The organism is Ochrobactrum sp. RH2CCR150 (genome assembly GCA_014138095.1).
In the GTDB taxonomy this organism is placed as follows: domain Bacteria; phylum Pseudomonadota; class Alphaproteobacteria; order Rhizobiales; family Rhizobiaceae; genus Brucella; species Brucella gambitense.
In genome coordinates, this window is sequence record JACGXE010000001.1 from 329,740 (window position 1) to 341,833 (window position 12,094).

Genomic DNA, 12,094 nt, shown 5'->3' on the forward strand with positions numbered 1-12,094 from the left:
GATATTGCTTCGGCTGCTCATCTCTATCAAGGCGGCGGGGCAAAGACAAAGAAAAACAGGACCGATAAACAAGACGGTCACGATGCCGGGCAGCCTCTGCTGTTTTACGCTTCCGCTGAAGGCATGGTCGTCTTGGGTTAAGAACAGGACGGCGAGAGGCGCAGTTGAATAGAGTACTTCCCCAAAGGTTTTTGGCTGAGAGCATGTCGGTAAAGCGCCTTCTCATGGCCTTTGCGGCTTGTCTGGCGCTCCTGTTCGTGGCGATGCCGACCAGTGCGAACGCAGCCGAAACCGAAGGCGCGAATGGCACGGCGACAGGCGCCAGCGGTCTACCTGTGCCGCGCTTCGTCAGCCTCAAGCCGGCACGCGTTAATCTGCGCATCGGCCCGGGGCGCGACTATCCGGTGTCGTGGCTGTTCATGAAGTCGGGGCTGCCGGTCGAGATCATTCAGGAATATGACAATTGGCGGCGCATCCGCGACGCTGACGGCACGGAAGGCTGGGTCTACCAGTCGCTTCTGTCCGGCAAGCGCACCGCGATCACCGCGCCTTGGTTGAAGAACGACAAGAGCAAGATGATCACCATGCGCCGCGATGCCAACGATACGGCGGCTGTCGCCGCCGATATCGAGCCGGGTGTCGTCGGCACTGTGCGCCAGTGCACTGGCCAGTGGTGCCGTATGGATGTCAGCGGCGTGCGCGGCTGGATCAGACAGTCCGACCTGTGGGGTGTGTATCCCGGCGAAGTTTTCGATTGATCACGACAGTTGCATTCTTCGTGATGCCGGACTGCAAAGAGCAATTTGTCTGCGTTCCGGTGCTCACGTACGTTGAAGTAAGCTCCGCTCCGGTACTCGAAAATCACTCTTTTCGCCACGGCCTGACGAATTTGCAACTGTGGTGATAACCCGCGGACTTATTATTTCCCGTATTTTTCCTTGAGCAGCAGGTAGAGCGCACGGATGGCCTGCGCTTCACCGCCGACCGGCGAAGCTGGCTTTTCCACCGGCACCCAGCCGAAAATATCGAAATGCACGTGCGCCTTTGCCTTTTCGACAAAACGGCTGAGGAACAATGCCGCCGTCACCGCTCCGGCAAAACCGTCCGTGGTGACATTGTTTATGTCAGCAATGCGTGACGACAGTTTCTGCGCATAGGGCTGCCAGAGCGGCAAGCGCCAGAGCGGATCGGCAGTTTCCTCGGCCTTGACGGCGATGGCTTCGGCCAAGGTGTCATCATGCGTGAAAAATGGCGGCAGGTCCGGGCCAAGCGCCACACGCGCAGCACCAGTCAGGGTCGCCATGTCGATCAGCAGTTCCGGCTCTTCCTCGTCGGCCAATGCCAGAGCATCGGCCAGCACCAGTCTGCCCTCGGCGTCCGTATTGCCGATTTCGACGGTCAATCCCTTGCGGCTTTGCAGCACGTCGCCCGGGCGGAAGGCATTGCCGGCAATCGAATTCTCGACCGCCGGGATCAGTACGCGCAGCCGCACCGGCAGCTTTGCGTCCATGATGATGGAGGCAAGGCCGAGCACGTTGGCCGCACCGCCCATATCCTTTTTCATGAGCAGCATGCCGCTTGCGGGCTTGATGTCGAGACCGCCCGTATCGAAGCAGACACCCTTGCCAACCAGCGTGACTTTCGGATGACTTTCCTTGCCCCACGTCATGTCGATCAGACGTGGTGCAATCGCTCCGGCACGCCCGACGGCGTGAATCATCGGGAAGTTTCGTTCGAGAAGCGTGCTTCCCTGCGTGACGCTGATTTCCGCTTTATGCTCGGTTGCCAGTGCGCGTGCGGCGTTTTCCAGCGCGTCGGGGCCCATGTCATTGGTCGGCGTGTTGATCAGATCGCGCGTGAGCGTCACCGCAGCCGCGATGCGCTTCGTCTCGGCTTCATCGACGCCATCCGGTAAAGCGAGGCGGATTGTTTTGCCATTCGCCTTGCGGTAGCGCGTAAAATTATAGCCGCCCATCAGGAAGGCGAGCGCCGCCAGCCCGGCATCGTCGCCAGCGTTTTCGAAATGCCAGTCACCTCCCGGCAGGCTGCGCGCGAGCTTACCGGCAAGCAGCTGCGACTGGCCGCCCTTGATGCCGTCACCAATGCCGAACAGAGCGCCGGAGATGGCGCCGTCCGGTCCCGGCAGAACCAGAACCTTGCCCGCTTCACCGTCGAAATCATGGGCTTTGGCCCAGGCGACAGCGTGGGCCGGAAGCGTGTTCTCTTCCAGCTGTCCCTTTTTCGTAAACCAGATTGGACGGCTTTGTTCCGACTTTTGGGCAATGATTTCGACAGACATGGCACTCTTTCTCATCAAGGCAGTTTGGGCTCATCAAGGCAGCTTTGAAAACAGATAGAACGCTTCGCCCCGTTTGGAAACAGGCACATTCAGGGCTTGTTAACCAATCATTAGGGTTAACGGATTATTGATGAAGGAGAAATCGGGCTTGAGGGGCTGGGGCATTCGGTGTGCAATGTCCGGCCGCATATGGAGGCGGGATGCTCAACTTGGGGTTAATGGGCGGCGCTGGTTTCCGCCTTGGCGTGGCTTCTGTCCTTTCAGCGCTCGTCCTCACCGGCTGCAATACGGTGGACCGCACCACGACAGGTTCGGTGAGACGGGTCGAAACCGCCGCCACTTTCGATCACATGAACGACACGCAGCTTGCCGCAATGGCGGGCCGTCTCGGCGCGCAATATGAGCGCAATCCCAAGGACCGTGGCACCGCGCTCAATTATGCCAGCGCCTTGACCCGTCTGGGGCGCAACGATCAGGCTCTCGCCGTCATGCGCGCGCTGGTCATCAGCTATCCGAAGGATCAGCAGGTTCTCGCCGCCTATGGCAAGGCGCTTGCCGGTGCCGGTCAGTTTGACACCGCGCTCGATGCGATCCGCCGCGCACAGGATCCGGCCTATCCGGACTGGAAACTCGTATCCGCCGAAGGCGCTATTCTCGACCAGATGGGCAACCGCGATCAGGCCCGCGCCATGTATCAAAAGGCGCTGCAGATCAAGCCGGGCGAGCCATCGATCCTTTCCAATATGGGCATGTCCTATCTTCTGGCCGGTGATTCCAAGACGGCGGAAAACTATTTCCGTCAGGCGTCTGTTCTACCCGGAGCGGACAGCCGCGTGCGTCAGAATCTGGCGCTGTCGGTTGGTCTGCAGGGTCGCTTTCAGGAAGCTGAAACGATTGCCGCACAGGAGCTTTCGCCGCAGCAGGCCAAAGCCAACACGGATTATCTGCGCTCCATGCTGGCGCAGCAGAATTCCTGGAACATGCTCAAGGATAAGCCCAAGGGCTGATACGAGAACCGCATTCTTCGCGCCAGCCTTTCTTGGTCGGCGGATCAGTGTCCGCCGAACAGTCCGCCCTGTGCGGAAATCTGGATGAAGGCCGGGCCGAGAATGACGATGAACAGCACCGGCAGGAAAAACACGATCATCGGCACGGTGAGTTTCGGCGGCAGGGCTGCCGCTTTCTTTTCCGCCTCCAGCATACGCAGATCACGGCTTTCCTGAGAAAGTGTGCGAAGCGCCTGCGACACCGGCGTGCCGTAGCGCTCTGCCTGAATGAGCGCCTGCGAAACCGATTTCACCTGATCGACGCCGGTGCGGATGGCCAGATTGTCATAAGCCTGACGCCGTTCAGGCAGAAATGACAGTTCCGCATTGGTGAGCATCAGTTCCTCGGCCAGTTCCACCGATTGGATGCCGATTTCGTCGGCCACCTTGCGAAAGGCTGCTTCGACGGACATGCCGGATTCCACGCAGATCAGCATCAGGTCCAGCGCATCAGGCCAGGCGCGGCGGATAGACTGCTTGCGTTTGGCAGCCTTGTTGGAAACGTAGAGGTTCGGCGCATAGAACCCGGCATAACCGGCGATAATGCAGACCAGAAGCCTGACAAGGAAAGAGTGGTCCGGCATATTGCCGAGCACGAAGATGTAAAAGGCAGCCAGCGTCATTGCGCCGAAAGGCAGCACAAAGCGCATGAACAGGAAGATGTTGAGCGGGTTTTGCCCACGAAAACCGGCGGTTCTAAGCGCGGCGATTGTCTTGTCGTCTGCCAGCGCCTTTTTCAGATCGAGCCTTTCAACAAAGTCGCGAATACCCTGCTTTTGCTGATGCCGCAGGCTGTTGCGCCGGTCGCTTTCCGATGCCAGCCGGGCGCGTTCGCGAGACCGGATCGCCTCGCGTTCAGTGGCAACCGACTTCATACGCGATTTCAGTATGCTGGTGCTCAGTATCGGCATCAGAACCGTGACGAGGGCCGCGAAAACCGCAATGGTGATCAGCATGGCGATCAGGAACTGCGGGTCGGTCAGTTTTTCAGTGAGGTGAGAAAACATGGTCTGCGCCTCACATATCGAAATTGATCATGTTCTTCATGATGAAGATGCCGGTGGCCATCAGAACGGCGGCGATGCCGAGTAGCATATGGCCGGTCGATGAGGTGAAAAGCAGCGTCATATATTGTGGGCTGGTCAGATAGACGAGCACCATGACGATAAGCGGTAACGCGCCGATAATGGCTGCGGAGGCCTTCGCTTCCATGGAAAGCGCGTTGACCTTCGCCTTCATCTTCTTGCGGTCACGCAGCACTTTGGACAGATTGTTCAGCGCTTCCGAAAGATTGCCGCCAGCCTGAGATTGAATCTGGATCACGATGGCGAAGAAATTGGTTTCAGGGCACGGCATGCTGTCGGGCATTTTGCCAACAGCTTCCGGTATCGACAGACCCATCTGCTGGGCTTCGACGACCTTCTTGAACTCAGCCTTGACCGGTTCCAGCGCTTCGCTGGCAATGAGGCGCAGCCCGTCATTGAGCGGTAGACCGGCCCGCGTCGCGCGGACAATGACATCAAGTGCGTTTGGAAATTCTTCAAGAAACTTCTTCAAGCGACGCTTGCGCTTCTGCAGTACGAACCAGCGGGGCAGGCCGAAGAAACAGGCAATCGCAATGCCGGGCAGGAGCAGAAGCGGAAGGCCGAAGATAAAGCCGATCAGGATTCCGACAAACGCCGTTACGCCTGAATAGATATAGAACTGGCGCAGCGTAATGCTCAGTCCCGCCTGCGTCAGCATGATGCGCAGCGGTGGGTATTTCTGATTCTTTTCGCGCTGTTTCTGCCGTGCTTCAAGATCCTTGATATTGTCCTGCAACAGCTTGCGGCGCTTCTGAATATCGTTGTTTTTGTCGCGTTCGCTGCGGGTGACGCTGCGTTCGGCATAGTTGCGCACGGTTTCCAGTCGTCGCGAGGCAGGATCCTTGCTGGCCAGCCGGTCGTAAAACAACACATAAGCGAGCGCGGCACAGGCGACCACCGCCAGAAGAATGAAAATCAGAATACTGACGGGTGAGGCGGTCATCAGTCGATGCTCTCCATACTGTCGAGGACGGAGGCGAGGCGGCTGTCTTCATTATAGTAGCGGGCCCGGTCCCAGAAAGCCGGACGACCAATACCGGTTGAGCTGTGCGTGCCGAGAATACGGCCGGACGCATCCTCGCCCTTGATGTCGTAAAGCATCAGATCCTGGGTGATGATGACGTCGCCTTCCAGTCCCACAACTTCCGTTACATGGGTGATGCGGCGCGAACCATCGCGCAGGCGCGCCGCCTGAATGATGATATCGATAGAGTTGACCAGAATTTCGCGCACAGTCTTCTGCGGCAGCGTATAACCGCCCATGGCGATCATGGCTTCCATGCGGCTCAGGCATTCACGCGGGCTGTTGGAGTGGATTGTGCCCATCGAACCGTCATGTCCGGTATTCATGGCCTGCAACAAGTCGAACACTTCCGGTCCGCGCACTTCGCCGACGATGATTCGTTCAGGCCGCATACGCAGGCAGTTCTTGACCAGATCGCGCATGGTCACTTCGCCTTCCCCTTCCAGATTGGGCGGGCGGGTTTCAAGGCGCACGACATGCGGCTGCTGCAATTGCAGTTCGGCGGAATCTTCGCAGGTGATGATGCGTTCGTGCGTGTCGATATAGCGGGTAAGGCAGTTCAACAGCGTGGTTTTGCCGGAACCCGTACCGCCGGAAATGATGACATTGCAGCGCACGCGGCTGATGATCTGCAACAATTCCGCACCGGCATTGGAGATCGCGCCGAAGCGTACCAGCTGGTCGAGCGTCAGCTTGTCCTTGCGGAATTTACGAATGGTCAGTGTCGGGCCATCGAGCGACAGCGGCGACGCGATGACGTTGACGCGCGAACCGTCCGGCAGGCGCGCATCGCAGATCGGGCTCGATTCGTCGACGCGTCTGCCGACCTGACTGACGATGCGCTGGCAGATATTGAGAAGCTGCTGGTTGTCGCGAAAACGAATCCCCGTTTCCTGCACCATACCGTCGACTTCGATATAGGTACGGCGCGAGCCGTTGACCATGATATCGGCAATGTCGTCGCGGGCGAGCAAAGGCTCCAGCGGGCCATAACCCAGAACGTCGTTGCAAATGTCGTCGAGCAGTTCTTCCTGCTCGGCAATGGACATGACGAAATTCTTGATCGCAATGATATCATTGACGATATCGCGGATTTCTTCGCGCGCCGTATCTGGCGCCATGCGCGAAAGCTGCGACAGGTCGATTGTATCAATCAGCGCCGAAAAGACCTGCGCCTTGGTGTCGTAATAGCCTTCGTTCTTTTCGCGCCCGCTGCTTGGCGGTGTAGATGGTCTGGCAGGTGTGTTTGGAACAGCGGCCTGCATGCGGGACGGCTGAACGGGCTCCGTGCGCTGTACAGGCTGAGGCGCAATTGCTTTCGCAACGCTGCTGTCCTGTTTGCTTCCTGATTCGTTGCCTCTTTTGCCGAACATGATTTTCCGCCGTTACTTCGTCTTGCGCGCGAATTTGCCCAAAAGACCGGAGATGCCATTCTTCTTGCGCGGCTGGACATCCGCCCGTCCCGTCAGCACATGCGCGATATGTGTAATCGTTGCAGAAACCGGGCTTTCAGGACTGGTTTCGGCGATCATGCGCCCGGTATTGGCGGCATTCCCGAAAAGCTGCGGTTCAAATTCGATAGCCGCAATCGGATCGATGCCGAGCGGTTCGGAAAAATCCAACAGCGCGATTTCCGGGCGTTTCGGAACCCCGACCTGATTGAGCACCAGATGCGGCTTCAGATCGTTGGGTCGCAGTTGTGCCAGCGTATCGAGCAGGTTCTTTGTATTGCGCAGATTGGCGAGATCTGGCGCAGCCACGATCACCACTTCATCCGCCCGCATCAATGTGGTGCGGGTCCAGCCGTTCCAGCCATGCGCCAGATCGAGAACGATCAGCGGCGAGGTGCGCTGGGCAACATCGATGATTTCAGAGAACGCATCCTCCTGAAAGTCGAAGGTGCGCTCCAGACTGGAGGGCGCGGCAAGAATCGAGAGATGTTCGCCATATTGCACCAGCAGGCGGTCGAGATAGACCTCGTCAACGCGTTCAGGAGAAAACACGGCGTCGGCGATGCCGAGCGTCGGGTCCTGATCGAAATTGATGTTGGCCGTGCCGAACGGCAGATCCATATCGGCGAGAACCACATCGTGCCGGAACAGATGCGAGATCGACCAGGCGACATTATGGGCGATGGTCGACGCGCCGACACCGCCCTTCGCGCCGATAAAGGCGATGGAGCGTCCAAGCGGCTCGGCACCCGGATCGAGAAAGATCGACGAGACGATGGCGAGCACATCGGCCAGCGAAACCGGCGCCACAATATATTCCGAAACGCCGCGGCGCAGCAATTCGCGATAGAGCCAGACCTCGTTGGAATGCCCGACGACAAGCACCTTGGAACCCGGGTCACAGACTTCCGACAGGCGCTGGAGTTCATCGAGCAGAACATTCGGTTCCGACGACGATTCGACGATAATCAGATTGGGCGTTGAAGCCGTCTGATAAAAGTCGATTGCGGCCTCGATGCCGCCCGGCGAGACTTTCAGATGGGTCTTGGCCATGCGCCGGTCGTTGCCGGCGCGCTCGATGGGAATGGCGACGCTTTCATTTTCACAAAAGGCCTGGATGGAGATGCGCGGAATCGGCCGCACATTCTCCAGCATGATCGGCGCGCGATGTTCGGCAATGTCGTTGCCGTTTTCCTGTTCGAAGGCGATATCTGTCATGGCGCCCTCTTAATAGTTTGCCTGTTCGCTGCGGGATTCCTTCCAATTATCCGTCCGCGCAGGCGACATCTTCGTGTAGCCCTGAGTGCCATTGAGGCGTTGTACTGTGCGATCGGAATCGATTGGCGAGGAGGCGCGCGGTCCCAGAAGATCGGCAGGATTTGCGACCTGAGCTGCGAGATTGTTCTGCGATGCGCAACCGAAATTGGCGTAATGCTTGTTTTCAGGCGTGGTCGCGATATCGTCCGGCCAGCGTCCGCAAGGCGTCGTACCCGCCGTCATCGCATAATAGCTGATGCGGATCGGCGCTGCGGCATCCGGCGATGAAACCGGATAGTTTTCAATGGCGATGTTGGTCTGCTTTACGCCACCTTTGCGCAACGCGGTCGCGACTTCTGTGCTTAACCGATAGGCCGCGGCCTGATTGGGCGCTCCAGCAGGAACAAGCACATAGACCATGCCCGAACCCTTGTAGCGGTAGTTGGCGACCGCGCTCTCGATGATGCCGCGCTGCATGGTGTTTAGCCGGCTATCGGCGCTGCCGACCGGAATGTCCGTCACCTGCTCGCGCTCGGCAATCGTAATGGGATGATTGGTGCGGTAATCGTCTGGCAATGCGCCGACGGTCACATGCTGCCGGTTGGCGCAACCGGCCAGAAGAGCGACCGACAGGACCAGCAAAGCTGGCGTGATGGGAACTCTGTTGCCCCGAATTGTCATACCCGTTTCCCCGCTCATTTGTAGATATACCCGACAACACCGTTGTAACGGCCGGGCGGCAGCTTGGTCTCCATCGTTCCGTAAACGCGGTTGACCTTGCCGAGAATGTAACCTGCGCCATCGCTGGCCGGATTGAGATTGTCGTCAGGACGCGCAAGCGCCTGCCGCGCCACCGGGCGAGCGAGATAAGGCGTCACGATGACGACCAGCTCGGATTCGTTGCGGATGAAGTCCTTGCTGCGGAACAGTGCGCCGAGGACGGGAATCTTGGTGAGGCCCGGAAAGCCGGAAACCGACTGGCGCACTTCATCGCGGATAAGGCCGCCGATCATCATCGAACCGCCCGATGGCAGCTCCACCGTGGTGTCCGCCACGCGTTTGCGCAGCGACAGAATGCTCGCGCCGAGGCCATCTGCCTGAGTGGTCGACGTTGAACCTTCTGTTGTGGGTTCTGACACTGATGTTCTGATCTTCAGACTGATGCGACCCGGCCCGAGCACCACCGGCATGAACTCCAGTCCGATGCCATAATTGATCTTGGCCAGCTGGTTGGTGCGCTTGCCATCGTCATCATAGGTCACGCTATTGATGACGTTAAACTCGCCGCCCACATTGAATGCAGCTTTTTCGCCGGAAATCGCAGTCAGCGTCGGTTCAGCCAGCGTCTTCATGACGCCTGCTGTTTCCATCGCGCGCAGATAGGCAGAGAAATTGCTGGTCGCCAGTCCAAAGCCCGTATTTGACAAGGTCTCGCCAATGGCTCCGGGCAGGCTTTCTGAAATGCCGCCATAAGAGATGCCATTGCTGGTCCCGCTGCCGGTCATATTGACGCCGAGCTGCTTCATGACGTTACGGCTGACTTCGGCAACGGTCACTTTCAGTGTGACCTGATCTTCACCGACAATGGTCAGCATGTTGACGATAGCGCTGGCGCGACGACCTCTGTCGGGATTGTCGATTGCAACGCCGCCACCATCGGTCGGAGCCGAAGCGGTGGATGTGTATTGGCCGGTCGTTGCTTCACCGCCGGTCACGAAAAGGCCTGCAAGCTTTGCGGCTTGTGCCGAATCCTGCGGTGTCTGTACTGAACCGGTCAAAACGACGTTGTCGTTGATCAGTTCGACCCGGATATCCGAGCCCGGAATGAGACGTTTCAATTGTGCCGAGAGACTGCTGACATCGCGCTCGATTGCGATATCGATGGAAGCGATCTGTTCGCCATTCGCCCCGAAGACGAAGATATTTGTCTGTCCGACCTGCTTGCCGAACAGATAGATGCGACGCGATGTACGTGTGACAGCATCCGCGACCGATGGATTGGAAACGAGGACGTCATAGGCGTCCTGCGGCAGATCCAGAATAATCGATTTGTTGAGGCCGAGACTGATCTGCTGGGCGCGGCCCTGCGTGCCGACCTTGACGATGCCGCCAGCCGCCATGGCAGGCGCGTCGAGGAAGGGCTGCGCTGCAAGCGCTAGGCTTGCGGCTACGAGAGCGGATTTGGTCCAATACGGGCGCACGCGTTTTCCCTGTCTCATGAGCGCGGTCCTACTTCTATAATGCTGCCGGACTTGATGACCTTGACCGTTCCGCTGTGCGTCGGCGAGGAAACCAGATAGTCGGCTTGCTTGATGTCCTTGTCTTCGGCGTCGTGCATGGATCGCAGCGCCAGTGTCAGCCGATCCGCCATCTGCTGGGCGACGGTGATGATTTCCGCCTGATTGGGCGTCAGTTCCAGTGTCGCTGTCTGGCCGACCATGACCTTGCGGCCTTGTTCGTCTTCCTGAATCGTCTGGTCGATGGCGAGTACACGCACATTTTGCAGCACGGTTTCGGTCGTGAAAGGCGCAATGGACGTGCTGCCCGCATTGTCCGGCTTGCGCCGCGTCATGATGACGTCGACAAAATCATTGGGCAGGATAAAGCCGCCAGCCGAGCTTTCGGCATTGATCTGGGTTGCAACCGCGCGCATGCCGGGCGGCAGGATCGATGACAGGAAGCTTTGTCCCGGTCCGATCAGCTTCACCTTGCGAATGGGTTCGCCGGGAAAGAGTTGCAGCCTGACGGTTGCACCATTCAACTGGCTGATGGCATCCGGTTCACTGGTACGGGTTATGTAGCCATCGGATATTGCTTCCTTCGGCCATGATTGCCAGCGCATCTGCGAGGTCAGTTCCGCACCGACGCCGAGATTTTCCGTGGCGACAAGCACTTCTTCCAGCTGGATTTGTGGGGTCTCGGGCGCAACCACGACGGGTGCCGGCGGCGGAGCCGCCAGATTCATGGCGATATAGCCCGCACCGCCAGCAGCGATAACGGCTACTCCCAGAATGAGCAGACGAGCTGATTTCATGATGTGCCCCGTGCAAGTCCCCACGTCCGAACGACGTGTTCCAAAATTGCACCGGCAATCGTGTAATTATGGTTAATATAATCTTATTCGTATTAAGAAATATAAGTTCCGCAGGGCAATTCATTGCCGGTTATCATGCGGGAGCGAACAAAATTGACTGAATTGACTGGCCAACAGGCGAAAGCGGATAACTCCACAGACCGGCGGCACCCAAAGCAATCCCATAAGGAATCCCGACATCCTTGCGCGACAAGCGTTCCAGAAAGACATAGCGATCCGCATAGACCGGGCGCGGCATCAGGCGGTATAGAATGATGAGAAGCGTGAGAACGCCGCCAAGGATGGAGAACTTGAGGACATAGTCCGCGAGGCCGGGATTGAAGCCGAACCACAGCGTCGTTGCGGCAATCATTTTTGCATCGCCGCCGCCCATTGTCCGCAGGCAGAAAAGCAGGAAAGTGATGCCGAGCATCAGCACGCCAGCCAGCACATGCCAGCCGTAATCCGCAAGCGAAAGACCGGAAAACGGTGCGAGAATGAGGAAACCTGCGGCGAGGCCAATTGAAACCCGGTTGCGAATGGTCATCGACAGCAGATCGGTGATCATGGCCGAGACCATCGCCGCCACGAAAATCGCCGTCATCAGCGCCGCTATGACCATCAAAGCCCCCCCGATAGAGTCTCGTTGCCGATTATTGACCGTTCGTCGCGTTCTGGACGCTTGTGGCAACGGAGTCGAATTTTTTGCCGACACTACCGGCCATGAGCGCTACGCCACTGATGATTGCGATAGAAACCAGCGTGCCGATCAGCGCATATTCAATCGCTGTGGAACCGGCCCGGTTCTTCAAAAAACGCGTCATCAACGTCGGCATTGCACGCTCCTTCGCCTCTCCGA

Annotated in this window: 12 protein-coding genes; 2 read left to right on the forward strand and 10 right to left on the reverse strand. The window is 58.2% G+C overall.

Annotated features, from left to right (window positions below; all coding sequences use genetic code 11):
• The first annotated feature begins 263 nt into the window (after nt 1-263).
• Entirely contained in the window at nt 264-758 is a 495-nt protein-coding gene (locus FHW03_RS01530) for an SH3 domain-containing protein (RefSeq protein WP_377514037.1), read from the forward strand.
• 161 nt (nt 759-919) lie between these two features.
• On the opposite strand, the gene FHW03_RS01535 is transcribed toward FHW03_RS01530, so the two are convergent.
• Nucleotides 920-2,299, reverse strand: a complete 1,380-nt coding sequence (locus tag FHW03_RS01535; RefSeq protein WP_182519047.1) for a leucyl aminopeptidase family protein — start codon at nt 2,297-2,299, stop codon at nt 920-922.
• A gap of 200 nt (nt 2,300-2,499) precedes the next feature.
• Between FHW03_RS01535 and FHW03_RS01540 the strand changes: the two genes are divergently transcribed.
• Entirely contained in the window at nt 2,500-3,306 is an 807-nt protein-coding gene (locus tag FHW03_RS01540) for a tetratricopeptide repeat protein (protein ID WP_182519048.1), read from the forward strand.
• A 44-nt stretch (nt 3,307-3,350) separates the two neighbouring features.
• On the opposite strand, the gene FHW03_RS01545 is transcribed toward FHW03_RS01540, so the two are convergent.
• From FHW03_RS01545 to FHW03_RS01585, 9 genes are all read right to left on the reverse strand, one after another.
• Nucleotides 3,351-4,352 carry a type II secretion system F family protein gene (locus tag FHW03_RS01545; protein ID WP_182519049.1) on the reverse strand — a complete coding sequence of 334 codons (1,002 nt, stop codon included), beginning with the start codon at nt 4,350-4,352 and terminating at the stop codon, nt 3,351-3,353.
• Nucleotides 4,353-4,362: 10 nt separating this feature from the next.
• On the reverse strand, nt 4,363-5,373 hold the full coding sequence (locus tag FHW03_RS01550; RefSeq protein WP_182519050.1) for a type II secretion system F family protein: 1,011 nt from the start codon (nt 5,371-5,373) through the stop codon (nt 4,363-4,365).
• Nucleotides 5,373-6,827 carry a CpaF family protein gene (locus tag FHW03_RS01555; RefSeq protein WP_182519051.1) on the reverse strand — a complete coding sequence of 485 codons (1,455 nt, stop codon included), beginning with the start codon at nt 6,825-6,827 and terminating at the stop codon, nt 5,373-5,375. The genes FHW03_RS01550 and FHW03_RS01555 overlap by 1 nt, the downstream gene beginning before the upstream one ends.
• A gap of 12 nt (nt 6,828-6,839) precedes the next feature.
• On the reverse strand, nt 6,840-8,123 hold the full coding sequence (locus tag FHW03_RS01560) for a CpaE family protein (protein WP_182519052.1): 1,284 nt from the start codon (nt 8,121-8,123) through the stop codon (nt 6,840-6,842).
• Nucleotides 8,124-8,132: 9 nt separating this feature from the next.
• Nucleotides 8,133-8,843, reverse strand: a complete 711-nt coding sequence (locus FHW03_RS01565; protein ID WP_182519053.1) for a CpaD family pilus assembly protein — start codon at nt 8,841-8,843, stop codon at nt 8,133-8,135.
• 14 nt (nt 8,844-8,857) lie between these two features.
• Nucleotides 8,858-10,381 carry a type II and III secretion system protein family protein gene (locus FHW03_RS01570; RefSeq protein ID WP_182519054.1) on the reverse strand — a complete coding sequence of 508 codons (1,524 nt, stop codon included), beginning with the start codon at nt 10,379-10,381 and terminating at the stop codon, nt 8,858-8,860.
• Nucleotides 10,378-11,196, reverse strand: a complete 819-nt coding sequence (cpaB, locus tag FHW03_RS01575; RefSeq protein WP_182519055.1) for a Flp pilus assembly protein CpaB — start codon at nt 11,194-11,196, stop codon at nt 10,378-10,380. The genes FHW03_RS01570 and cpaB overlap by 4 nt, the downstream gene beginning before the upstream one ends.
• A 133-nt stretch (nt 11,197-11,329) precedes the next feature.
• Entirely contained in the window at nt 11,330-11,857 is a 528-nt protein-coding gene (locus FHW03_RS01580; protein WP_182519056.1) for a prepilin peptidase, read from the reverse strand.
• Nucleotides 11,858-11,888: 31 nt separating this feature from the next.
• Nucleotides 11,889-12,071: a Flp family type IVb pilin gene (locus FHW03_RS01585; protein ID WP_182519057.1), complete on the reverse strand. Its 183-nt coding sequence runs from the start codon at nt 12,069-12,071 to the stop codon at nt 11,889-11,891.
• Nucleotides 12,072-12,094 lie beyond the last annotated feature (23 nt).

What these genes read in the sequence shown, in the direction of transcription:
- FHW03_RS01565 (WP_182519053.1), bottom strand. Translation starts at nt 8,843, where the DNA reads ATGACAATTCGGGGCAACAGAGTTCCCATCACGCCAGCTTTGCTGGTC.
- FHW03_RS01530 (WP_377514037.1), top strand. Translation starts at nt 264, where the DNA reads ATGCCGACCAGTGCGAACGCAGCCGAAACCGAAGGCGCGAATGGCACG.
- FHW03_RS01540 (WP_182519048.1), top strand. Translation starts at nt 2,500, where the DNA reads ATGCTCAACTTGGGGTTAATGGGCGGCGCTGGTTTCCGCCTTGGCGTG.
- cpaB (WP_182519055.1), bottom strand. Translation starts at nt 11,196, where the DNA reads ATGAAATCAGCTCGTCTGCTCATTCTGGGAGTAGCCGTTATCGCTGCT.
- FHW03_RS01535 (WP_182519047.1), bottom strand. Translation starts at nt 2,299, where the DNA reads ATGTCTGTCGAAATCATTGCCCAAAAGTCGGAACAAAGCCGTCCAATC.
- FHW03_RS01585 (WP_182519057.1), bottom strand. Translation starts at nt 12,071, where the DNA reads ATGCCGACGTTGATGACGCGTTTTTTGAAGAACCGGGCCGGTTCCACA.
- FHW03_RS01580 (WP_182519056.1), bottom strand. Translation starts at nt 11,857, where the DNA reads ATGGTCATAGCGGCGCTGATGACGGCGATTTTCGTGGCGGCGATGGTC.
- FHW03_RS01550 (WP_182519050.1), bottom strand. Translation starts at nt 5,373, where the DNA reads ATGACCGCCTCACCCGTCAGTATTCTGATTTTCATTCTTCTGGCGGTG.
- FHW03_RS01545 (WP_182519049.1), bottom strand. Translation starts at nt 4,352, where the DNA reads ATGTTTTCTCACCTCACTGAAAAACTGACCGACCCGCAGTTCCTGATC.
- FHW03_RS01570 (WP_182519054.1), bottom strand. Translation starts at nt 10,381, where the DNA reads ATGAGACAGGGAAAACGCGTGCGCCCGTATTGGACCAAATCCGCTCTC.
- FHW03_RS01560 (WP_182519052.1), bottom strand. Translation starts at nt 8,123, where the DNA reads ATGACAGATATCGCCTTCGAACAGGAAAACGGCAACGACATTGCCGAA.
- FHW03_RS01555 (WP_182519051.1), bottom strand. Translation starts at nt 6,827, where the DNA reads ATGTTCGGCAAAAGAGGCAACGAATCAGGAAGCAAACAGGACAGCAGC.